Origin of the sequence: Rhodococcus sp. FH8 (genome assembly GCF_019266085.1) — a bacterium.
GTDB classification, from domain to species: domain Bacteria; phylum Actinomycetota; class Actinomycetes; order Mycobacteriales; family Mycobacteriaceae; genus Rhodococcus_F; species Rhodococcus_F qingshengii.
Map to the genome: position 1 here is coordinate 1,278,798 of NZ_LPNQ01000057.1, position 22,795 is coordinate 1,301,592.

The 22,795-nt window shown below is 61.5% G+C and carries 21 protein-coding genes; 11 read left to right on the forward strand and 10 right to left on the reverse strand.

From position 1 onward, the window contains the following. Positions 1-54 precede the first annotated feature (54 nt). From ATN38_RS08885 to ATN38_RS08895, 3 genes are all read left to right on the forward strand, one after another. Entirely contained in the window at positions 55-1,386 is a 1,332-nt protein-coding gene (locus ATN38_RS08885) for an MFS transporter (RefSeq protein ID WP_042447217.1), read from the forward strand. Between the two features lie 141 nt (positions 1,387-1,527). After that, a complete protein-coding gene (locus tag ATN38_RS08890) occupies positions 1,528-2,193 on the forward strand; it encodes a TetR/AcrR family transcriptional regulator (protein WP_003939987.1) in 666 nt (221 codons plus the stop codon). Further along, a complete protein-coding gene (locus tag ATN38_RS08895; RefSeq protein WP_003940084.1) occupies positions 2,190-3,845 on the forward strand; it encodes an FAD-binding dehydrogenase in 1,656 nt (551 codons plus the stop codon). Before ATN38_RS08890 ends, ATN38_RS08895 begins: the two co-directional genes overlap by 4 nt. Before the next feature lie 8 nt (positions 3,846-3,853). Here the strand turns inward: ATN38_RS08895 and ATN38_RS08900 are convergent, their stop codons facing one another. Together ATN38_RS08900 and ATN38_RS08905 are read right to left on the reverse strand one after the other, a co-directional pair. Further along, entirely contained in the window at positions 3,854-3,991 is a 138-nt protein-coding gene (locus ATN38_RS08900; protein ID WP_156511708.1) for a hypothetical protein, read from the reverse strand. Positions 3,992-4,038: 47 nt separating this feature from the next. Next, positions 4,039-6,405, reverse strand: coding sequence for an arylsulfatase (locus tag ATN38_RS08905; protein ID WP_218747819.1), 2,367 nt, complete (start codon positions 6,403-6,405; stop codon positions 4,039-4,041). 117 nt (positions 6,406-6,522) lie between these two features. Here ATN38_RS08905 and ATN38_RS08910 point away from each other — a divergent pair, with 117 nt between their 5' ends. After that, the gene (locus ATN38_RS08910; protein ID WP_218747820.1) at positions 6,523-7,734 is read left to right on the forward strand and encodes a DUF2254 family protein; all 1,212 of its coding nucleotides are present in this window, start codon (positions 6,523-6,525) and stop codon (positions 7,732-7,734) included. Between the two features lie 94 nt (positions 7,735-7,828). After that, positions 7,829-9,661 carry an APC family permease gene (locus tag ATN38_RS08915; protein WP_209911721.1) on the forward strand — a complete coding sequence of 611 codons (1,833 nt, stop codon included), beginning with the start codon at positions 7,829-7,831 and terminating at the stop codon, positions 9,659-9,661. A gap of 8 nt (positions 9,662-9,669) precedes the next feature. Here ATN38_RS08915 and ATN38_RS33180 read toward each other — a convergent pair whose 3' ends face one another. Next, on the reverse strand, positions 9,670-9,819 hold the full coding sequence (locus ATN38_RS33180) for a VIT1/CCC1 transporter family protein (RefSeq protein ID WP_270923125.1): 150 nt from the start codon (positions 9,817-9,819) through the stop codon (positions 9,670-9,672). Positions 9,820-10,206: 387 nt separating this feature from the next. Here ATN38_RS33180 and ATN38_RS08925 point away from each other — a divergent pair, with 387 nt between their 5' ends. Beyond that, positions 10,207-10,578, forward strand: coding sequence for a hypothetical protein (locus ATN38_RS08925; protein ID WP_209910062.1), 372 nt, complete (start codon positions 10,207-10,209; stop codon positions 10,576-10,578). Between the two features lie 105 nt (positions 10,579-10,683). On the opposite strand, the gene ATN38_RS08930 is transcribed toward ATN38_RS08925, so the two are convergent. Continuing rightward, positions 10,684-11,757, reverse strand: coding sequence for a VIT1/CCC1 family protein (locus ATN38_RS08930; RefSeq protein ID WP_007729922.1), 1,074 nt, complete (start codon positions 11,755-11,757; stop codon positions 10,684-10,686). Between the two features lie 25 nt (positions 11,758-11,782). Continuing rightward, positions 11,783-12,628, reverse strand: a complete 846-nt coding sequence (locus ATN38_RS08935) for an alpha/beta hydrolase (protein ID WP_003939910.1) — start codon at positions 12,626-12,628, stop codon at positions 11,783-11,785. Between the two features lie 190 nt (positions 12,629-12,818). Here ATN38_RS08935 and ATN38_RS08940 point away from each other — a divergent pair, with 190 nt between their 5' ends. After that, on the forward strand, positions 12,819-13,460 hold the full coding sequence (locus ATN38_RS08940; protein WP_042447085.1) for a DUF4232 domain-containing protein: 642 nt from the start codon (positions 12,819-12,821) through the stop codon (positions 13,458-13,460). Between the two features lies 1 nt (position 13,461). On the opposite strand, the gene ATN38_RS08945 is transcribed toward ATN38_RS08940, so the two are convergent. Genes ATN38_RS08945 through ATN38_RS08955 form a run of 3 tightly spaced genes read right to left on the reverse strand, consistent with a single transcriptional unit; the run spans position 13,462 to position 15,811 of the window. Further along, the gene (locus ATN38_RS08945; protein ID WP_228401389.1) at positions 13,462-14,532 is read right to left on the reverse strand and encodes an ABC transporter permease; all 1,071 of its coding nucleotides are present in this window, start codon (positions 14,530-14,532) and stop codon (positions 13,462-13,464) included. Beyond that, entirely contained in the window at positions 14,529-15,398 is an 870-nt protein-coding gene (locus ATN38_RS08950; protein ID WP_209910065.1) for an ABC transporter ATP-binding protein, read from the reverse strand. Before ATN38_RS08950 ends, ATN38_RS08945 begins: the two co-directional genes overlap by 4 nt. Continuing rightward, a complete protein-coding gene (locus ATN38_RS08955; RefSeq protein WP_007729675.1) occupies positions 15,395-15,811 on the reverse strand; it encodes a GntR family transcriptional regulator in 417 nt (138 codons plus the stop codon). The genes ATN38_RS08950 and ATN38_RS08955 overlap by 4 nt, the downstream gene beginning before the upstream one ends. A gap of 308 nt (positions 15,812-16,119) precedes the next feature. Here ATN38_RS08955 and ATN38_RS08960 point away from each other — a divergent pair, with 308 nt between their 5' ends. The 4 genes from ATN38_RS08960 to cobU are packed head-to-tail and all read left to right on the forward strand — an operon-like array spanning position 16,120 to position 20,228. Further along, a complete protein-coding gene (locus ATN38_RS08960; protein WP_209910068.1) occupies positions 16,120-17,079 on the forward strand; it encodes an ABC transporter substrate-binding protein in 960 nt (319 codons plus the stop codon). A 7-nt stretch (positions 17,080-17,086) separates the two neighbouring features. Beyond that, positions 17,087-18,121, forward strand: coding sequence for an iron ABC transporter permease (locus ATN38_RS08965; RefSeq protein ID WP_141488301.1), 1,035 nt, complete (start codon positions 17,087-17,089; stop codon positions 18,119-18,121). After that, positions 18,118-18,906, forward strand: a complete 789-nt coding sequence (locus ATN38_RS08970; protein ID WP_218747821.1) for an ABC transporter ATP-binding protein — start codon at positions 18,118-18,120, stop codon at positions 18,904-18,906. Before ATN38_RS08965 ends, ATN38_RS08970 begins: the two co-directional genes overlap by 4 nt. Beyond that, the gene (gene cobU / locus ATN38_RS08975) at positions 18,906-20,228 is read left to right on the forward strand and encodes a bifunctional adenosylcobinamide kinase/adenosylcobinamide-phosphate guanylyltransferase (protein WP_218747823.1); all 1,323 of its coding nucleotides are present in this window, start codon (positions 18,906-18,908) and stop codon (positions 20,226-20,228) included. The genes ATN38_RS08970 and cobU overlap by 1 nt, the downstream gene beginning before the upstream one ends. A gap of 2 nt (positions 20,229-20,230) precedes the next feature. Here cobU and ATN38_RS08980 read toward each other — a convergent pair whose 3' ends face one another. Then, on the reverse strand, positions 20,231-21,016 hold the full coding sequence (locus tag ATN38_RS08980) for an IclR family transcriptional regulator (RefSeq protein ID WP_020909339.1): 786 nt from the start codon (positions 21,014-21,016) through the stop codon (positions 20,231-20,233). After that, the gene (locus ATN38_RS08985; RefSeq protein ID WP_047271947.1) at positions 21,013-22,551 is read right to left on the reverse strand and encodes an APC family permease; all 1,539 of its coding nucleotides are present in this window, start codon (positions 22,549-22,551) and stop codon (positions 21,013-21,015) included. Before ATN38_RS08985 ends, ATN38_RS08980 begins: the two co-directional genes overlap by 4 nt. Positions 22,552-22,795: the final 244 nt, after the last annotated feature.

The following is a 22,795-nucleotide window of genomic DNA, read 5'->3' on the forward strand; positions in this document are numbered from 1 at the left end:
ACTTTCGGCTCCGGCGATAGCTTCGTGAATTTGCACCGCGACCCGGGGGCTCCGATGACCACGTTTGCCGAAGTCGAGCACAATTCACCGTTCTCGAACGAGACCGACGACGAGCGGCGATCCAGACTGAGAACCGTCGTCGCCGCGAGCCTGCTCGGCACGACGGTCGAGTGGTACGACTTCTTCCTCTATGCGACGGCCGCGAGCCTCGTCTTCAACCAACTGTTCTTCCCCAACCAGAGTTCCTTTGTCGGGACCATGCTTTCTTTTGCGACCTTCGCAGTCGGCTTTCTCGTTCGCCCCATCGGTGGAGTGGCGTTCGGTCACATCGGCGATCGCATCGGGCGCAAGAAGACGCTTGCTCTCACGATGTTCATCATGGGTATCGCGACGGCGATGATGGGCGTTCTTCCGACCGCCGCTCAGATCGGAGTCGTTGCGCCGATTCTGCTTCTGCTGCTTCGTATCCTGCAGGGATTTGCTCTCGGTGGTGAGTGGGCCGGAGCTGTTCTCTTGGCGGTCGAACACAGTCCGGAGAAGAAGCGTGGACTGTTCGGCAGCATCCCGCAGATCGGATTGGCTCTCGGGTTGGCATTGGGCACAGGAATGTTCGCGCTGCTTCAAACAGTCTTCGACGACGACCAGTTTCTCCGTTTCGGCTGGCGCATCGCCTTCGTCCTGAGCCTGGTGCTCGTGATCGTGGGGTTGGTGGTCCGCTTGAAGGTGGACGAGACGCCCGCCTTTCAGGCCGTTCGCGACCTCGAACAGCGCTCGTCCGCCCCGCTCAGGGAAGTCTTTCAAGGAAAAGCCGCGCGAAACACCGTACTGGGCATGTTGTCTCGCTGGGGCGAGGGCGCCGCGTTCAACACCTGGGGCGTCTTTGCAATCACGTATGCAACCAAGACGCTGCATTTCGAAAAGGTTCCCGTACTTCTTGTGGTCACCGTGGCCGCAGTAGTGATGGCGATCTTGCTGCCGTTTTCCGGTTTACTCACCGATCGGTTCGGCCCGCAACGGGTCTACATCGTGGGCATCGCCGCGTACGGCCTCGCGATCTTCCCCGCCTTCGCACTGTTCGGTACCGAGAATCTCCTGCTCTTCGGAGTCGCGATGGTCGTGGTCTTCGGAGTGATTCATGCCTTGTTCTACGGTGCCCAGGGAACCCTGTATGCGAGCCTTTACCCTACAGAAATCCGGTACACCGGGTTGTCGGTCGTCTACCAGTTCTCGGGTATCTACGCCTCCGGCGTCACACCTCTGATTCTGACGGCACTGATCGGCGCCAGCGGCGGTTCACCGTGGCTGGCTTGTGGATATCTGGTGGCCACCTCGGCGATCAGCGTCGCCGCCACTGCGGCGATCAGGAAGCGTGATCTGCATCTGTAGCGATCACACCTGAATATTCACTTCTCTTGGACATTTACTAGATACGCATAGAAATACCTGCGAAGAAGAACAGATCGAGATACGCCTACGCATCGGATACATCGGTGTATCGTTTGGGGTCCCACCCTGACGGAGGCGCCGATGACGACTGGAACGGACAACTCGCCGGCCAAGCGTGTCACCAAACGCCGTGGTCAGACCCGGCAGCGCCTGCTCGACGCGGCTGCAGATGTCTTCTCCGAAGCCGGGTTCGGGCACGCCACGGTCGAGCAGATCTGCGAACGCGCCGGATACTCCCGAGGCGCGTTCTACTCCAACTTCGATTCACTCGACGAATTGTTCTTCGCGATGTGGGAGCAGCGATCCGCAGCAATGCTCGCCGATCTGCGGTTGGCGACGGAGTCGATCACCGCCGGTAACACCGTCGACATCCATGCCGCTGTCGCCCGGATCGTGGCGGTGGTTCCGGTCGACCCGCAGTGGTACCGGATCAACGCGGAATTCACAGCCCACGCGCTCCGCAACCCGGCACTTCGCAAAGCCCTTGCCGACCGTGAAGACGCGATCCTTCGCACCCTGTTGCCCATCGTGGAGTCCGCACTCAGCGACGTCGGGCGAACAATCGTCGGCGACCCGACGGCGTTGGGACGGGCATTGGTTGCAGTGCACGACGGCACCAGCGTGCAGTGCCTCGTCGATACCGACACCAACGCCGCCTTTGCACTGCGCCGCGATATCTTCACTCGAATTCTGCTGTCCTACAGCGAAATAATCCAGAACAACCAATCGGAAGAGGAGTTGTCGTGAGCGAACAAGCTGACGTCATCGTTGTCGGGGCAGGGCTGGCGGGACTGGTCGCCACCTACGAACTGACGCGCGCGGGCCGCAAAGTCCTTGTCGTGGAACAGGAGAACGCTGCCAACCTCGGCGCGCAGGCATTTTGGTCTCTCGGCGGACTCTTCCTCGTGAACAGCCCCGAACAACGCCGACTCGGCATCAAGGACTCCCTCGAGTTGGCGATGCAGGACTGGATGGGCACAGCGGGATTCGACCGCGACCGCGAAGATCACTGGCCGCGTCAGTGGGCCAAGGCGTACGTCGAGTTCGCGGCCGGCGACAAGCGTCAGTACCTGCACGATCTGGGGCTTCGCCTGATGCCGAATGTCGGCTGGGCCGAACGCGGCCGCGGAATGGCTCTCGGACACGGAAATTCGGTGCCGCGCTTCCACCTCACCTGGGGCACCGGACCTGGCGTCGTCGATGTCTTTCTGACCAAAGTGATCGCCGCTCAGAAGCGTGGACTGGTCACGTTCAAGCACCGCCACCAAGTCGATCAACTCGTCGTCACCGATGGTGCGGTCACTGGTGTACGCGGAACCGTCCTCGAACCTTCCAGTGATCTGCGCGGCGTGAAGAGCTCGCGCACCCCCATCGGCGAATTCGAGTTCGCCGCACAGGCCGTCGTGGTCACATCCGGTGGAATCGGCGGCAACTACGAACTGGTGAAGAAAAACTGGCCCGAGCGACTTGGCAAGGCACCCAAGCACATGCTGACGGGAGTACCGGCGCACGTCGACGGGCGCATGCTCGAAATCACCGAATCCGCGGGCGGAAACATCGTGAACCGCGACCGCATGTGGCACTACACCGAAGGCATCCAGAACTGGAATCCCATCTGGCCGAACCACGGAATCCGAATCATTCCCGGACCGTCCTCGATGTGGTTCGACGCCACCGGCAAGCGTCTGCCGGTCCCCAACTTCCCGGGCTTCGACACGATGGGAACTTTCAAGTACATCCTGGACAGCGGCCACGAGTACACGTGGTTCATCCTCGACCAGAAGATCATCGAGAAGGAGTTCGCACTCTCGGGATCGGAACAGAACCCGGACTTCACCAACCGCGACTTCAAGCTCCTCCTCGAACGAATCAAGAAGGGCGCGCCGGGACCGGTCGAGGCGTTCAAGCAGAAGGGCGCCGACTTCGTTGTGCGCAACAACCTTCGTGATCTGGTCGACGGCATGAACGCCCTCACCGACGAACCGCTCCTCGACTACGAGGACATCGAGCGCGAGATGATCGCCCGCGACCGCGAAGTCGACAACAAGTACAGCAAGGACTTCCAGGTCACCGCCATCCACGGTGCCCGTAATCTGTTGGCAGACAAGATCGTGCGCGTCGTTGCACCGCACAAGATCCTGGACCCCAAGAACGGCCCACTGATCGCGGTCCGGTTGCACCTGCTCACACGCAAGACTCTCGGCGGCTTGGAAACCAACCTGGATTCGCAGGTCATCAAGGCCGACGGCAGTGTCTTCGACGGCCTGTACGCAGCCGGTGAAGTCGCGGGCTTCGGCGGCGGCGGAGTCCACGGTTACAGCGCACTCGAGGGGACCTTCCTCGGCGGCTGCATCTTCTCGGGCCGCGCAGCCGGACGAGCATTGGCGCGCGACCTGTAGCCCCGAAATCAGGCGAGCGAATGCGTGACCAGAATGTGGTGGGCACGTATTCGCCGCGCCTCGTGCACGGATTGATGGTGGTGATGGTGCGTCGGCCCGCGCGCGTGGCGGACCAGATCGTGAACAGTTCGGATGACGGTCGGCATTGCGACCCTCCCTCAGGAGATTGTGACTGCTGCTCTTGCCTGTGGAATCACTGTCTGGACACCGCCACTCGCGCCACCTCCTCCGGATCGATGAGGTGGGTATGGTCGTCGTCACCGACATCGATCTGCACGACGTCGATACGTGCGTTGAATGTGGTTGCGCCACTGTAATCGACACTGACAGGCATGCCGTAGTCATCCCCGATGTCGGTGGTCTCGTCCGCGGAGAACACCATCGGTTGCGTCTGCTCGACGCGACCTGAGCCCACTTCGCGACCGTCGTGATAGATCGTGACCCCACCGCCTCTCGCGAGACCACCTCCGTCGTAAGTGAACTCAGCTCTGATCTGGTGTGATCCTGCCGGAATGTCAACGTCGGAAGCGATGACGAACTCAGTCATGCCCAATAGGTTGTAGACGAATTTGGCGCGGCCTTCCCGCGCGTAAAGTGCCCAGCCGCCAAATCTGCCTCCCTGCGCGATCATCACACCGTTGGCAGTAATGCCATCCGCGACGTCGACTGCTGCTGTGACACTGAACGATCGGTTCTTGATACTCAGCACGCTGTGCTCGCTCAGCCGTTTCATTCCGGGAAACAGAACCTGTCGGTTCCCGGACACCAACTGCGGACGCCCCGCGATGTGAGGGTTGAACCTCTCGAATCTTCGGTCGTCGATCGGAAGCACGTTGTACTTGACCGCTTCGATCAACCACAAGCGTTGCAGTGCAGCGAGTTTCTCCGGCATCTCAGCCGACAAGTCTTTGGACTGCGTCCAATCCTGAGACCCGTCGTAGAGCTCCCACACGTCGTCGTCGAGTGCGGGGAGTGCCTCCGCGAAAAGCCACGGAGTGCTGTGCCTGGTGACCGCACTCCAACCCTTGTAATAGATACCGCGATTGCCGGCCATCTCGAAGTACTGCAGATCGTGACGTTCGGCGACTTCGGCGTCGTCGAAGGTGTAGACCATGCTGGTCCCCTCGATGGGTGATTGCTGGACGCCGTTGACAAAGGTCGGTTCCGGTAGTTTCGCGACTTCGAGGATCGTCGGTGCAACGTCGATGACGTGGGTGAACTGCGACCGCGTCTCCCCCTTGGTCCGAATCCCTGCAGGCCAGTGCACGATCGTCCCGTTACGGGTGCCACCCCAGTGTGACGCAACCTGTTTCGTCCACTGATACGGCGTACACATTGCCCACGCCCACCCCACGGAATAGTGGTTGTATGCGTCCTTGGTACCGAACTTGTCTTTCACTTCCGCCATGAACTCGGGTGTTTCGATGGCGGCGAGTCCGTTGAAGTTGGCCATCTCGTTGAAAGCGCCGTTGATCGTCCCCTCTGCGGACGCTCCGTTGTCTCCGATGATGTAGTACACGAGGGTGTTGTCGAGAGCTCCGAGTTCTTCGATCGCATCGACAAGCCGGCCGACATGGAAATCGGTGTGTTCGAGAAATCCTGCATAGACTTCCATTTGGCGTTCGAGGACGGGCTTCATCTCCTCACTCATATCCTCCCACGCCGGAATGGCCTCGGGACGCGGGGTGAGGACCGCATCCGCGGGAACGACTCCCCGCTGCTTCTGCTGCCCGAGAATCGATTCGCGTTGGGCGTCCCAACCTCCTGCGAACCGGCCCTCGTACTTGTCGGCCCACTCCTTCGGAACATGGTGCGGTGCATGTGTGGCGCCGGGTGCAAAGTAGACGAAGAACGGCTTGTCCGGAGCCAAGGACTTCTGCATCCGAACCCAGTCGATCGCGTGATCGGCAAGGTCTTCGGTGAGGTGGTAACCCTCCTCCGGTGACTTGTCCGGCTCGACAGGCGCGACGCCCTCGTACAGCGCCGGGTAATACTGGTTGTTCTCCCCGCCGATGAATCCGTAGAAATGCTCGAATCCGCCTTCTCCCGTCGGCCACGACGTGAACGGTCCCACCGGGGATGTTTGCCACGGCGGAACCTCGTGACACTTGCCGAACTGCGCCGTCGAGTATCCGTTGAGTTTCAACGTCATCGGCAGTGCGGCTTTGGTATTCGGCCGCAGGCCGGAAAGACCAGGAGCCGAGGTAGCGGTTTCGGTGATCGATCCCATGCCGACCGAATGATGGTTGCGCCCGCTCAGAAGAGCGGCGCGGGTCGGAGCACACAGTGCCGTCGTGTGAAACCGCGTGTACGTGAGCCCATTACTTTGCAATCGCTCAGCAGTCGGTGTGTCCGCTGGTCCTCCGAAGGCACTGCTCGCGCCATATCCCACGTCGTCCAACAGGACCACCAGAACATTGGGTGCGCCGGCCGGCGGTAGTAGCGGAGTGATCGGCGGAAACTCGGTGTCCGGATCCTTCGCGTCGTACGTCACCAGACCAAGATGTTGTCGATCCGGAATCGGTAGTACGGCGCGGCTCTGGTCTGTCGGATCCGTCATGACGTCTCGCCTTCTGTCTCTCACATGGCTCTTTCAAGCGTTTCAGGATCACGACGACGTCGACATCATCCGTTTCGGGTGAAGGCGCACCATTGCCGCAGCGTGGAGGCTTGAAGTGTGGATCAGCCCGGACGTTTCGCTCCCACCCCGATCGGGCATGCCTTCCTCGTCCCCCGGCGCCGTGTACGTGCCGGCCTGACCCAGATCCTGTGCGTCGTCGTGGGGCTGGCTGCCGGACTGGGGATGCCGTATATCCGGAGCGGCCCGATGATTCCCGCCCGTCAGGTCAGCGAGATGCTCGTTGCCCTCGGACTGGGGTTACTGGGTGTAGTGGCAGTGATCTTCTCGCTGCTGTTCCTCGTCGTCCAGTGGGCCGCGACCACCTTCACTCCTCGCTTGTTGTTGTTCCGCGACGACCCCATCGTGTGGCGGACATTTGCCTTCGCGATAGGCCAGTCGGTTTTCGACATCACGGCGGCGCTCGCCATCAGCAACGAAACGGATGTGTCCGTGGTTGTGCCAAGTCTCGCAGTGCTGGCGCTCTTGGCCACGCTGACGCTGATCAGGCTGCTCCAGCTGCGCGCATTCTCGGCCATCCAGTTGGCTCCGGTACTGACCACGATCTCGAGTCGTGGCCGAGCAGTCTTCGCCGCCGTGTACCCCACCACTGATCTGGAGTTGCCTCCTCTACCAACACTTCCGGTGATCACGACAATCGAGTGGCATCGACCGCCGGCCGTTCTGCAGCAGATCCTCGTCGAAGATCTGCTGCAGAACGCTCGGAACTGCCGATCCATGGTGGTCCTCCGAGTGTCGCCGGGTAGCACGCTGCGAGACGGATTGCCGCTCGCCGACGTCTACGGCGGACCCATGCCCGCCAACACGATCCTTGACGCCTTGGTCAGTGGGAGTGAGCGGACCTTCACCCAGGACCCCCTACTCGCGATTCGGTTGTTGGCTGACATCGCGCTCAGAGCGCTCTCACCCGCTATCAACGATCCTGCGACGGCCGTGCAGGCTCTGGACGAGATCGAGGACCTCCTCTCTCGGGTGACCTCCGTACGCGCAGATTCGATCCGGGCCGTCGACGAGCGTGGTGATCTGCGTGTGGTGATTCCACTGCCCGACTTCACGAGCTTCGTCAGAACCGGACTGGACGACGTCATAGCCTCGGCATCGAACTCGCCACTCGTTCTGGGCCGACTTCGCGACCTACTTTCGCACGTCGCCGCCCAATCGGAGTCTCGGAACCGCGATATTCTCGCCACGCGCGCTCGCTGGATTGATCAGCTGTCACAAGGCTTCCCGCGACTCGAACCCCCGTTGTGAACCCGTACAGATTTGCGGGCCATCGCGTCAAAGCACCGTCAAGATCGGTCTCAGCTCAACGGGGAGTATCGATACTGACTCGGTGAGACATGCAGTGATACTCGGACACCGTGGAGTCATATCGTCGACGACCCGCCCGGCCCGTGGGCCAGAGAATCAGAAGCTCTCCGTCGCAACCGGACTGGCAGGGCTTTCGCTCGACGCGATGGCCTCGGTGTCGTACGGGCCAGAAGCCATCGTGTTGGTGTTGGCCCTCGCCGGCGGCGCAGGGATCGGGTTCACCGTGCCGGTGACAATCGCCATCGCAGTGCTGCTTGTGGTCCTGGTGGCGTCGTACCGCCAAGTGATCGCCGCATTTCCCGAAGGCGGTGGCGCCTACGCCGTCGCAAAGAAGCATCTGAGCCCGCGGGCAAGTTTGACCGCCGCCGCGTCGTTGATCGTCGACTACACCCTCAACGTCGCGGTATCGATCGCAGCCGGTGTCGCGGCTCTGACCTCCGCCTTCCCCGCACTTCTCCCCCACACGGTCTGGATCGCACTGGCGATACTCAGCGGCATCACGGCACTGAATCTGCGGGGTATCGCAGATTCCGCGCGGGTATTCATGTTGCCCACCGTGATCTTTGTCGTAAGCATCTTCACGGTGATCGGTGCCGGACTGCTTCGGGAAAACCCTGCCGCCGCAACGGCTCCCTTTATCGTCGACAATGCACACACGATCGGCATTCTCCTTCTGCTCAAGGCATTTTCGAGTGGTTGCGCCGCATTGACCGGTGTCGAAGCCATCGCCAATGCCGTACCCAGTTTCAAGAAGCCTCGCGTGCGTAGCGCTCAGCGCGCCGAAGTAGCTCTGGGAATCCTTTTGGGCACCATGTTGATCGGCCTTGCCGTGTTGATCGAGAAGTTCTCACTGGCCCCAGTCCCTGGAACAACGGTCCTGTCGCAACTCACTTCCGCTGCCCTCGGAAATGGTGTGGGCTACTACGTCGTCCAATTCTCCACTGTGATTCTGTTGGCGTTGGCCGCGAATACCTCGTACGGCGGACTCCCCAATCTGATGCGAATCCTCGCCGACGACAACGTGCTCCCACACCGCTTCAGCCGAAAGTCGACGCGCGACGTCTTCACGTACGGCGTCTTGTCGCTCGGTTGCGTCGGTGCTCTCCTGCTCATCGGATCCGGCGGAAACATGAACACCTTGGTGCCGCTGTTCGCCATCGGTGTGTTCATCGGATTCACGCTCGCGCAGTTCGGCATGGTGCGCCACTGGCTCGCCGAACGGACACCGGGCTGGAAGTGGCGATTGGCGCTCAACGGTTTCGGGGCTGCGTTGACTTCGATCGCAGCAGTGGTGACTACCGCCATGAAGTTCACCGAGGGCGCCTGGCTGATCGCTCTCGCGCTCCCTGCGCTCGTCCTCGGCATGGAACGCATCCGCGGTGCGTACACACATATCGGTACGCGGTTAACCGTTCAGGGTGAGAACGATTCTCTGTCCATCGGATACAAACCAGCGGTCCTAGTACCGGTGTCCGAAATTACGTCGCTCTCCACCCGCGCGATGGCCGCGGCAACGGCGATGTCGTCACAGCCCATCGCAATTCGAGTCTGCCTGGCCCACGAATCGACGACGGACTTCACACGCCGATGGCAAGCCCGACATCCGAATTCGCGTTTGATCGTCATCGAGGACACCGAGAATTCCGTGGGGAACACCCTCGCCCGATACATCCGCACACACTTCCCCCACCGAGAGACCTTTGTTGTCGTCGCCACCATCGACCCGGCGACCAGATGGCACCGGTTCCTCCCGAGCCAACGGACCGATGAGATCGCTCATGCACTGCGCAAACACACCGAGGCCGTGGTGTGCCAGATTCCGGTTCGGATCGATCCGGCTCACCGCGATCCCGCCCTACGCGCGTAAGCCGACGCTCAGAGCGAAGTCCCGAACAACATGCCGAGCAGATACGTCGCGCCGGCAGCGCCGTAGCCGATCGCAAGTTGGCGTAGAGCCCTCTTGAACGGAGGCCCGCCCGAGAGCAACCCGACCACAACGCCCGTCGTCAGCAACGCGATCCCCACGCTGCACCCATCCGGTTCCGACCCCTTACTGGTCGTCGACAAACATCCGCGGCTCCTAAGGTGCTGTTCGCGATGGTCGAAACAGCCATCCACAAATTTGATCCGCAATGCCACGTGGATTTCGCGCATCGGGTAGGCAATACCTTGCGCAGATCAGGCACATTCCAGCACGGCACTAGGACAAATCGCTCTGACTAACGTGTGTTTCTTTGTCCGCCGTTCGGAGGACAGACAGGAAGCATTTAAGTGCATTTATATTCTTAGGATTTCACTGGGTTTGCCCCTATACGACAACCTTGCCGGTAGCGCTTCGCTACTTGAGTTTGTTTGTGAGCGGCCAATTCTTGATAGTCGAAATAGATTATTGAAGACCTACGAGGAGTACAGATGAGCAACGATACGGCCGGAATCCTCTTCGTCGCGGGAATGATCTGGCTAATTTTCGGAATTATTGCCGGAGTGATCGCAGCAAAAAAGAATCGAAGCCAACTCGGGTTTTTCTTGTTGGGATTTTGCTTCGGTCCGTTGGGAATACTTGCAGCAGCCCTAGTGAGCCCCGGCCTCCCGCCTGCTCCACTTGGAACGAATGTCGCGATATGTGTGCAGTGCAATGCGCAACAGAACGTACCGTCCACCGAACTGACGTATCAATGCTGGCAATGCAAGTTAGTAGGTCCAGTTCACGGGCGTTCAGGACAGAACACCACCGAAAAGCAAAACTGGAAGGACTGGTTGAAGGAAGGCCGAACTGAGTACTGATATCGATAAACTTCGAGAGGACCGACCGCGGGATATGACAATTTACTCCGTGACTGTGCTCACGGGAAGGGGATTCCGTCGCGCCCTACGCGCGTAAGCAGACGCTCAGAGCGAAGTCCCGAACAACATGCCGAGCAGATACGTCGCGCCGGCAGCGCCGTAGCCGATCGCAAGTTGGCGTAGAGCCCTCTTGAACGGAGGCCCGCCCGAGAGCAACCCGACCACAACGCCCGTCGTCAGCAACGCGATCCCCACGAGAACAGATGCGACGATCAGAGCCGTCATGCCTTCCAGGCCGAACAGATACGGCAGCACCGGAATGATTGCGCCCGAGGCGAAGAAGCAGAAACTTGCCGCCGCTGCGCCCAACCCGGTTCCGACGGCTTCATGGTCGTCGACAACGTCCGCGGCGCCGAAGGTGCTGTTCGCGAGGACCTCGGCGGCGCGCTGGTCCGCTTCCTCGGCGGACATACCGCGGGCCCGGTAGACCAGGGCCAATTCGTTCGCGTCGACGTCGAGCAGGCCGACAGCTTCGCTGGCCGCGGGACCAGGATTGGACGCTTCCAACAACTCTCGCTGAGAGCGGACTGAAACGTACTCGCCGGCACCCATCGACAGGGCGCCGGCCAGAAGCCCGGCCATGCCGGTGATCAGAACGATCTGGTTGGAGACGCCGCTACCGCTGATGCCGAGTACAAGAGCGAGATTGCTGACGAGGCCGTCGTTGGCTCCGAAGACGGCGGCACGAAACGTCCCCGAAAGTCTGTTCCGACCCCGAGTGGCCAAGGCCCGCACCACTTCTTCGTGGATCTTCTCGTCCGCGCCCATCGATGCAGTCGCGTCGGCGTCGTTGGGATACGGGGATCGCGTCTCCGCGCGCTGCGCAAGAGCGAGCACGAAGACGGAGCCGAAGCGCCTGGCCAGAAAGCCCAGTATCCGAGTGCGGATATCGCCGCGAAGTGGTTTGCCGACGTGATCGCCGAGTAGCGCTCGCCAGTGCGCCTCGTGTCGCCCCTCCGCGTCGGCCAGTGCGAGAAGGATTTCGCGCTCCTCGCCGCTGCGCCTACTCGCGAGGTCTCGGTAGACGGCGGCCTCGGCTTGTTCGTCGGCGAGGTATCGTCTCCAGCGCTTGACATCTCGCGGGTCTGGATCGGGTCGTGCGGCCGGAACTGTGGACATCGTGTTCCCCTTTCCGGTGAGGCGGTCACGCTTCGAGTACGCGGTCCATCCACGTCGTCAGATCGTTGATGACGTCGTCGCGGTTGGTCTCGTTGAAGATCTCGTGTCTGGCACCCGGATAGGTGTAGTAGGTGACGTCTTCGATCCCCGCCGAGTTGTACCGTTCGACTGCGACGTCGGTACGGCTCAGTGCGGCGTTGAGAGGATCCGAGGTGCCGACGAAGACCAGGATCGGAAGGTCTTGTCGCACGCCCTCGACGTCGACGAACCTCGGTCCCGCTGCGATAAGTCCACCCATGCCGGCGTCGTCCAGGCTGAAACCGCACAGCGGATCGTTGATGTACAAATCCACCTGCGCTTCGTCACGGCTGAGCCAGTCGTGCGGAGTACGGGCCGGTTCGAATTCCGCATTGAACTGGGCGAGGACGTCCGGGCCGTCGTTGACGAGGCTCTCGATCAGTTGATCGACCGCGGTGGTCCCCGACAGTGCGACGGCGTCGATCAGGTGCGAATGATCGAGGATGTACTGCTGCGAAGCGAACGAACCGAGGCTGTGGCTGAGCAGTACGACGGGCAGGCCGGGGTGTTTGTCGCGGATGATGCCCGTGAGGGTCACCATGTCTGCAACCAAGCGGTTCCAGCCGTCGTCGCCGATGTTGCCTGGGCCGGCGTGCATGCTCTCACCGTGGCCGCGGTGGTCCGCCGCGTAGACGTGGAAACCGCGAGCATTCAGGGCTTCGGCAACGTGTGCGTAGCGTTTTGCGTGCTCACCCATACCGTGCGCGAGTTGAACAACCCCTCGAGGTTCCTGCTCGGTGGGCCATTCGTGGACATGAATGACCACTCCGTCGTCGCTGGTGAAGGTGAACATGCGCTACTCCCGGTGGTCGCGATCCGGACAGGTCATTTCTCATGCTAGATCCGCAACGGCAATCCATCCGGGAAGTAGGTCCTGATCACCGGCGAGCCTGATTCGTTTCTGCACATCCGGCTTCAAACTCGGATATACCGGACACGGATGTTCGGAAACAGTTGTCGACCAGCCTGAGGAGTACAGAGCGATGAATTCGAACCGCATGCGCAACGTCGGCTTGTTGGCGGCTCCACTTGCTGCTCTCGCCCTTCTCAGCGGTTGCGGCTCGGATGAAACGGGAACGGCCGAGAGTTCACCGGCACCCGCCTCAACGACGACCGCCTCTGCGCCGACGACCCAGACCGGCACCGCTTCACCTTCGACGACCCATACCGATCACACCCAAACCACAACCTCGACGGCACCCAATCCCGAAGGCTGCGCGATCGGGGAACTGAACGTCACCCTCGGCGAGTCGAGTGGCGCCGCCGGTTCTGTGGAGCTTCCGGTGGTCTTCACCAACACGGGCGGCCGCACGTGCACGCTCGACGGTTTCCCCGGCGTCTCGTATGTCACGGGAGCGTCCGGAAGCGAAGTGGGTGCTGCAGCCGGCCGCTCCGGATCCGGTTCACTCGTCTCCCTTGCCCCTGGCTCTGCCGCAACGTCTTTGGTGCGAGCTACGAACGTCGAGAACTACCCGGCAGATCAGTGCGGCGTGACCGACGTTGCGGGACTGAGGGTTTACCCACCCAACAGCTACGACTCGGTCTTCCTCGCCTACCCCACCAAGGGTTGCTCGATGACCGGCGCGAACATCAACCAGCTGACGGTCGCGCCGGTCGCCCGCTGAGTCACGGCTTGAGGCGTCGTAGACCCCAGAGCGCCGGCAGGAGGAACAGGCCTGAAAGGATCAGGACGAGTGCAGCTTCCGTGAACTGGAAACGCCAGAACCGATCATCCGAGTGGTAGCGAACTTCGTAGTGGTCGACGCCGTGTTCCCGCAAACAGATCTCCATCTCTCTGTTCTGCTGCGCTGAGAGCACATCCATGCGGAGGTTGTACTCGGCGCCGGTCTCCTCCGGGCGCTGGTCGTACGGGTCCTCATCGCCTGATCCACCCCACGTGCACTCGTCGTATTTGACGTCGACCCAGTTACCTCGGAGGTCGACATATCCCTGCGCGAGTTCCCAATTGACCGCGGGGATACTGGTATCGCTCGAATAGTAGGAACTGAATCCGGCGACGGGTGACGTTCGGACACTCGGCTCGGCGTAATCGGGTCGTGCAACCAACTGAAATGCTGCCAGGATCGCAACAACACCGACCATCGTGATCGCCATTGCGCCGATCGAACTACGCACCAGCAAAGCCAGTGCTGCTCCGAGCATGAGTGCCATGAATGTGTATGCACCCAAGACCAGTCCGCTGGATTGAAAGAGCGGATACGACAGGTTCGATATCTCGACGAAAGTCGAACGCCCGGCAACAAATGCATACCGGGAGTTGTCCGGGAGAGATCGAGCCCATTGCAGTGCAAATCCGAGCAATGACGAAGCCACAGAAATCGGCAGGAAGACGATTAACACCCGGGTCCAGAACCAACGAGTCCGACTGACCGATTGAGTAAGCCCCAATACGTGTGTTCCTTGTTCGACATCCCGCGAAAACACGGTGACACCGATCAACACGCCGAGGAACACCGGCAGAGCAGTAGCAACCACTGTCGTCAGTGTGAGAGCAGTCTCTGCCGTGCAGATAGCGGTGATGTCATCGAAGCAACTGAGAGGCGATCCGAAGAGTTGGGCTTGTCCGCCGCTCTTGATGATCGCACCACTCGACAAGACAATGACTGCTAATGCCGCGAGGAATCCCAACGACACAACGAGCGATGTCCGGTGGTGCCGCCACGTAACCCAGATCATGCCGCCACCATCGTTTCTGCGCTCAGGTGCCCGAGCACCACGTCGTCGAGAGTTGCGTCGTCGATCACCCAGCCGGCCCGAGGGCTCGGACGAATTCCCTCCACCACATGAGAATTCGACCGCATCCCCTTGTCGGTATGAATGACCGCACCGGCGCCGACCACGTCCGAGGGGTCGCCGTCCCCGATCAATACGTAATGGGCAGAGATCAATTCATCCAACGGACCGGACAATCTCGCGTTTCCGCCGCCCAGCAGAAGAAGTCGATCCGAGACGTCTGCCAATTCGGAAACGATGTGTGACGACAACAGAACTGTGGTGCCGTACTCGGCAACGTCTTCGAGCAGAGTGGTCGCCACAGACCGCCGCGCCACGGGATCGAGATCTGCCAGAGGCTCGTCGAGTAGAAGCAACTGCGGCCTGCGTCCGAGCGCCAAAGCCAGTGCAACCCTAGTTCGTTGACCTGGTGACAGAGTCTTCGCCTTTGCATCGAGAGAAATCCCAGCGCGCTCCACCAGATCCAGAGCGTACTTCGCATCCCACTCGTCGTTGGTGTATGCGCCGAATCGAAGAAGTTCTGCAACAGTGAATTTGGGGTACAGGGGCTTGTGCTGAGCGAGGTACGACAGGCCTGGGCAGATGCCGTCCTGATCCGGCGTGCTGCCCAGGACGGAGATCGAACCATGGTCAGGCATCGTCAACCCGACCGCCAAGGACATCAGTGTGGACTTGCCCGCTCCGTTCACCCCGACCAGGGCAGTGATGCTTCCTGTCGCGACCTCGAATGTGCAGGCGTCGAGCACCTTCTTCTTGCCGAAGCGCTTGTCCACGTCCTGCATCGTCAGTGCCAATTCTTGCGCAGTCATGATGTCTCCCCCTGCTTTCCGGACGGATCCGATTCGATGAACGTCTTCTCGAGCTCCAAACTCACCAACGCTTCGATGTCCGTGCGCTCGAGTCCGGCGGCCACGGCATCTGCCACCCAGCGGGCCAACTCGCGCCGTAGCGCAGAGCTTTCCGCCATACCGGGCTTGGCCAGGGACTTGACGACGAACGTGCCCAATCCGGGCCGCGGAGCAACAAGTCCGTCGCGCTCGAGTTCCTTGTAGGCCTTCAGGACTGTGTTCGGGTTGATCGCGAGCGCCCCCACGACGTCCTTGGCTGTGGGCAGCCGATCCCCGACTTGGAGATCACCGAGCCTGAGCGCCTGCTTCACCTGAAGGACCAATTGCACGTAAGTGGGAATGCCGGATCGGCGGTCGATACGGAAGTCGATCATCCGAACCCTTTCACTAGTTCATTAGTGGAATAGATATTTACCCTGCCTTGACCTCCCGGGTCAAGCCAGACGACCCCTGTAAAGTGCAGATGCCCCGGTTCACCGGGGTGCCACGCTGCTCGTGTGAAGTTCGGTGAAACCCCGGCACTGTCGACGCAACTGTGAATTCGCCCGTCACTACTCGAGGCGAACGAGTCAGGTCACCGGCCTCGTGGCGACACGATGGTTCTCGGACGAAGGACCGCTCGTGGCGCTTCGCCTCGCGGCCGCGCTGCTCGCGACCCTTCACCACTAGCGGAGGGGTGGCTGTGAGTACTCGGCCGACACGTAGATTCAGATCTGTACTTGCAGCACTGACGGTGAGCACCGCACTGCTTGCCGGTGCGTGCAGTAGCTCGACGTCCGATGCACCCGCAACCACAGCGGCCTCGGACGGCTCGTTCCCGGTGACTGTTGTTTCCGGTCCCACGGATTCCGGCACGGACATCACCATCGAGTCACGTCCGCAGTCGATCGTGTCACTCAGTCCCAGCGCCACCGAGACCCTGTGGGCCGTCGGCGCGGGCGATCAGGTGAAGGCCGTCGACAATCAGTCCGACTACCCGGCCGGTATCCCGGTCACCGATCTCTCGGGCTTTCAACCGAACGTCGAAGCCATCCTCGGCTACGCACCGGATCTGGTGATCGCATCGGATGACATGAACGATCTTGTCTCCGGGCTGCAAAAGGCGAAGGTGCCGACCCTCCTACTACCCGCAGCCACAAGCATCGACGACGTCTACGCCCAGATCGAGCGCGTCGCGAAGGCCACCGGCCACGAGGACAAGGGCACCGAAGTTGTCGACACCATGCGCTCGGACATCGACGCCGCTGTCGCCAGTGTTCCTGCGCGCCAACAGCCGCTGACGTACTTCCACGAACTCGACTCCTCGCTCTACACCGTCACGAGTTCGAGCTTCGTCGGGCAGATCTACTCGCTGTTCGGAATGAAGAGCATCGCCGACGCCGCGGGGCAGGGTGACTATCCGCAGTTGTCCGCCGAATTCGTGGTACAGGCCAATCCCGATCTCATCTTTCTCGCAGACTCCCAATGCTGTGGAGTGACAGCAGAATCCGTCACCGCTCGGCCCGGGTGGAGCGGCATGAAAGCGGTTACCGGCAACCAGATCCATGTGCTCGACGAAGACCTCTCCAGCCGCTGGGGACCTCGTGTCGCCGATCAGGTGAAGGCCGTCGCGGCCATCGTTGCCCAAGTTCCCGCGGCCTGAGCACTCGATGATCAAAGCCGGTATCTCCCATCATCGGACGGCCGTTCTGCTCGGCGCCGCGCTGATTCTGTGCGCTGCCTTGCTGATCGGTGTCCTGGTGGGGCCGGCCGGTTTGACGCCTGATCGGACCATTCTCGAACTTCTGGACGGAATACCCGGCATCAACCTCGATTCCGGTCTCACCGCGACACAGCAGGCGATTCTCTGGCAGATCCGGCTTCCGCGAGTAGTCCTGGGCGCGTTGGTCGGAGCAATGTTGGCCGTTGCCGGTGCCGCCTACCAGGGCGTGTTCCGAAATCCCTTGGCGGATCCGTATCTCCTCGGAGTTTCCAGCGGAGCCGGACTGGGCGCAACCCTCGCCATCGTTTCGGGTGGAGCGCTGGGCATGTTCGGAATTCCCATGGCCGCCTTCGTCGGTGGTGTGCTGGCAGTGTTCGCAACTTATTCGCTCGGCCGAAGCATTGGCGGGCCGCAGAACGCGGTAGTCATCATCCTCGCCGGTGTCGCAGTCGCGGCGTTCACGAATGCAGCACAGACTTTTGTTCAGCAGCGGTTCGACGATTCACTGCGCGAGGTCTATTCCTGGCTACTCGGCGGACTGTCCACCGACGGTTGGTCGGAAGTTCTGGTTGTCCTGCCGTACGTTGCGCTGGCATCTGCCGTCATCCTGGTACACCGGCGCGTACTCGACGTGATGGCGGTAGGTGACGTCGAAGCCGCCAGCCTCGGCGTCGACCCGGCCAGATCACGCCTGGTGCTGGTGCTCGCCGCAACTCTGGGAACGGCGGCGGTCGTGAGTGCAAGTGGACTGATCGGCTTTGTCGGAATCGTTGTTCCCCATGCGGTTCGACTGGTCGTCGGCCCGTCGCATCGACTGCTTCTCCCCCTGTCACTCATGCTGGGTGCGGCGTTTCTCGTCCTCACCGACGTTGCCGCCCGCACGGTCATGGCACCGGCCGAACTCCCCATCGGGGTTGTAACCGCGATGATCGGCGCTCCGTTCTTCCTTCTGGTTCTGCGCCGCAGCCGGGTCTCGGCATGACCGACAGCGCAGTGTGGTGCCGCGACCTCCGAGTCAACCTCGGCGGCAAGGACGTCGTCGACGGCATCGATCTCGATGTGACACCAGGCGATTGGGTTGCCGTGGTCGGGCCGAACGGCGCCGGCAAGACAACCTTGATGCATGCCCTCGCTGGATTGATTCCGTCCACCGGTGAGCTCTCGGTCGGGGGACTGAGTCCTCGCAATTCCAGCCGCAAGGCTATGTCCGCCGTCGTCGCGTTGATGCCACAGCGTCCGGTAGTACCCGAGGGCTCAACGGTCAAGGAACTGGTTGCGCTCGGCCGCACTCCCTATCTACGACGCTTCGGAACCGAAACCGCTACTGACCGTTCGGTGATCTCTTCGGTGATCGAGAGGCTCGACCTCACCGAGTTCGCAGATCGACGAGCCACCGAACTTTCCGGTGGCGAATTGCAGCGCGTGGTCCTGGCTCGGGCATTGGCTCAAGAACCGCAGGTACTGCTCCTGGACGAACCCACCAGCGCGCTCGACATCGGTCACCAACAGCAGGTTCTCGACTTGGTGGAGGAACTGCGTGAAGCCGACAACATCACGGTCATCGCCGCGATGCACGACCTCACTCTCGCGGGTCAGTACGGTCGACGAATCGTGTTGCTGGACAAGGGCAGCGTGGTTGCCGACGGCACTCCCTCATCGGTGCTGAAGGCAGACATCCTCGGCCGCGTGTACGGCGCTCGGGTCGAAATCCTGGACCGGCCCAGCGGTCCCATAGTTGTTCCGATTCGGCAGGAAGGCACCCGCTGATGGAATTGGTGATGCTCGGCACCGGTGCCGCCGACGGTTGGCCGAACCCGTTCTGTACTTGCCCTTCCTGCCTGGCCGCCCTGTCGAGTGAAACCATCCGCGGGCACACTGCCGCCCTGGTGGACAACAGAATCCTGTTGGACTGTGGACCCGAAGTACCGCGTGCCGCGTCGCGATTCGGTCGCACGCTGGCACACGTCGAACACATCCTGTTGACGCATTCTCATCCCGATCACCTCGGCCCGATGGCATTGCTGTTCCGGTCCTGGGCCTCGCGCACCGAACCACTACAGGTTCTCGGACCACCCGACGCGCTCGATCTCTGCCGAGACTGGGTAGGCCCGGATGACCCGGTGACCTTCACACCGCTCGAGACCGGCCAGTCGATCATGTTGGGCACCTATCGTGTTCGCGCACTCGAAGCCGCGCACGAAGTACCCACCCTTCTCTACGACATGACCGACGCATCCGGAACCCGAATCTTCTGGGCCACCGACACCGGGCCTTTGCCCGAATCAACTGTCGACGCCCTTGCCGACGCGCGTTTCGACGCCGTCTTTCTCGAAGAGACCTTCGGCTACAAGACCGACCACGGCACCGGGCACCACGATCTGTCGAGTTTCGCGGAGACGGTGTTGCGGCTCCGCAACTGCGACGCGATCACCGATCGAACCGATGTGGTCGCCGTACACCTCGGACACCACAACCCGGTCGAAAACGAACTCTCGGAAGCACTTCGTGTGTCAGGGGCGCGAGCGGTTCCGGATGGAGCTGTGCTCGAGATCGGGGTAGGACAGAGCCATCGAACTCTGGTCACCGGTGGCGCCCGCTCGGGCAAGTCCACTTACGCGGAGGGCCTGCTTGCCGGCTACCGGAACGTCACGTACATCGCCACCGGGGATCCGCTGGACGACGATCCCGACTGGATCGAACGAATTGCGTCGCATCGCGCGCGGAGGCCGTCGACGTGGACGACGGTAGAGACCTCCGAAGTGACCGAGATTCTCGCGGCCGCAACAACACCGATCCTGCTCGATTGCCTAGGCACGTGGTTGACCGCACGTCTGGACCGACATCAGGCGTGGGCGACAGAAGATCTCAGCGACATCCACGCAGATATCGACCGGTTGGCCGACGCCTGGACCGCCTGTCCGGTTCCGATTGTCGCCGTCACGAACGAAGTGGGAAGCGGCGTCGTCCCGGACACGAAGTCCGGGAGACTGTTCCGCGATCTACTCGGTCTGGTGAACAGCCGCATCGCCAGTGAATCGGAGTCCGTGGTCCTGATGACCGCCGGGCTCCCCCTGAGCCTGCGCGTGTGACGTCAGAGCAATCCGGTGAGCTGACGCGCGCAATCGAGTAGGAAACCGACCAACTCTCGATCCTCGTCCGTCACTCGCCCGCTCGCTCCCTGAACACACAACCCGCCGGCCACCTGGTCTGCGTGATCTCGAACCGGTACTGCGACCGCGGATCGACCCAGGCGACATTCCTGGTTCTCGAATGCAAAACCCTGCAGGCGAACAGACCTCAACTGCTCATACAACGCATCGAAATCACCGAGGGTGAACTCCGTGACCCGGCGAAGTTCCAAACCCGAAAGCAGCCGCTCGTCGTGCGCCAACAGAACCTTCCCCAGCGCATTCGCGTGAAGGTTCTTGGCCAGTGCCGCTATTCCGATGATCTCGTGATCCGGATCCTTGTCGACGAACCTCAAGCGCCCACCAGCGAATGAGGCGACGTGCAATCCGAACCTCGTGTGTGTCCGCATGTCCTCGACGCGCTCGTGCAGCGTCGGCGCCGGACCACTCGACGACGCCGCATGCGAGAGCTCGGCAGTCCGACGCCCCAACGCGAACCCTGACAGGTCCGGCACCCGCACGAGAAAGCCCTCCGCCACCAGCAGATTCAGCATCCGGTACGCCGTGGCCGATGGAACGCCTGCAAAAGTGGCGATCTCCTTCGCGGTTGTTCCCGGTCCCAGATGAGCCACCGCCTCGAGCATCCCCAGCGCCTTCTGGACCGCACGCGGTTGTTGTCCACTGAAGTGGGTCTCGTCGCCGATCTGTTTGCCTGATCGTGGACCAGCGGTTGCACGGTCCGCGGTCACCGCCCATGCTCCGGCGAGTCACCCTCGGCGGTCCCACGATCCGGAACGAGTCGCCTTCGCCCGTCACCGTCGATCAGCAGAGTGCCCGCACCGGGCAACAGGTCCGCCGTCTCGACGCTGTCGAAAGCGCCGACCATCAGAAGGCTTTCCGGTCTGGCTCTTCGAAGCAATGAACTCCACACTGTCCCCGACACAGCAACAGCAAGAGCAGCGATCGGCAGTGCCCACATCCCGTGAACCGCACCGTCGAGAACGATGTAGACCAATAGACCGGCACCGGCGACGCTCACGGACACAGTGCATATCCGGGTCAGCGAAGTATGTTCCCCGATTCGGCGCAAGAACTTCCACGAAGCAAAGGCCACCAGCGTGTAAGCGCAGACCAACGCGGTCTCCACCACGCCGTCGAAGGATCCCGAATCGTCGCGAACCGTATCCGAATAGATGAATACGCCCGCCGCACTTACCGCGACGAACGCAAGTACCGCAACGTACGGGGTGCGGAACCGTCTGTGTACGCGAGCGAGCGGCGCAGGCAGTACCCGTTCGATCCCCATCGAGTACAACAACCGCGAACCCGCCTGCGCACAACCGAGAGTGGATGCGAACCAGGAACACGTCATTCCGATCTTGACTGCCAGAACCACTTCCGCGCTGGCTCCGGATGCCGTTCCTTCGAAGTACGCTCCGACGATCGTTGCGCCGTGACCAGTCATCGCCGCCCAGGCCGCAAAAACGAAGAGGACCCCGCAGATGATCGGCGAAATGAGAACCGTGCGTGTGACGCTGATGAGTGGTCGTTTCGCTTCCGGGCCGAAGAAGGCCGAGCTTTCGAAGCCCGCCATGCTGAGCACCGTCAGCATCGCGAGAAACGGAACTGCACTCAGCGACGGATTCGGCAGGGCAACAGCAGTTGTCGTGTCACTGTGCGTCGCCAGCATGACCACGACGATGAGAATCAACGAGCACGCTTCGACGACCAGGATCGCTCGGGTGGCGAACCGGACGCCTCGCACTGCAATCCACGCGACGGCCAGGGCAATCGCCACCGTCGTGATCACCGTCGCGGCAGGCCCTCGCACGTCGGGGCCGACAATGGCGATGGTATCGAGCAGACTCGGAACCGCCTGCGAGAAAACCGAAACCGAGATTCCGAGATACCCGAGTACCAGTGCGGCGCCCGCCGTCAGTGTCGCCCGGATACCGGAGCCTTGGAAGACGAAGCTGTACAACGATCCTGCTGCGGCCAGTCTCCGCGTGAACTGAGTGATGCAGAACGCAACGAGAAACACCGCCGAAGTTGTCGCAGCAATCGCAGCCAACCCGACGTAGCCGGGACTGTAGGTGATCATCCACAGGGCGATGAACACCATTCCCGTTGCCGGAGCGATCGTGGAAAGTGATTGCCCCAACAGGTCGATCGGGGTCAAACGTCCTCGTCCGAGACCACGGAGCGGGGAGAACACGGGCTCACTGTGTTGATCCGCATTCTGCGCTCGCGTGATCGCCGCACGCAGTGCCGCACTCACGGCCATGAGTCACCGTCCGTCGCGTCCAGGCCCGAACCTACGAGCGAATTGTCAGAATTCGGTCAAGTTAGTCCGCTTATGTTTCCGCGCAGTTTCCACGATGGCGCGCACAGAACTTTCAAGTGAGAATCCGACTCTGTTTCCCACCCAGCGTCATGCCGGATCAAGGGCGGCCGACGGTATCCGGCCCCTCCGGGAGCACCTTGACCTGCGAGTTCTCCGATTCTCACACGACAACTGCTCTCTCAGT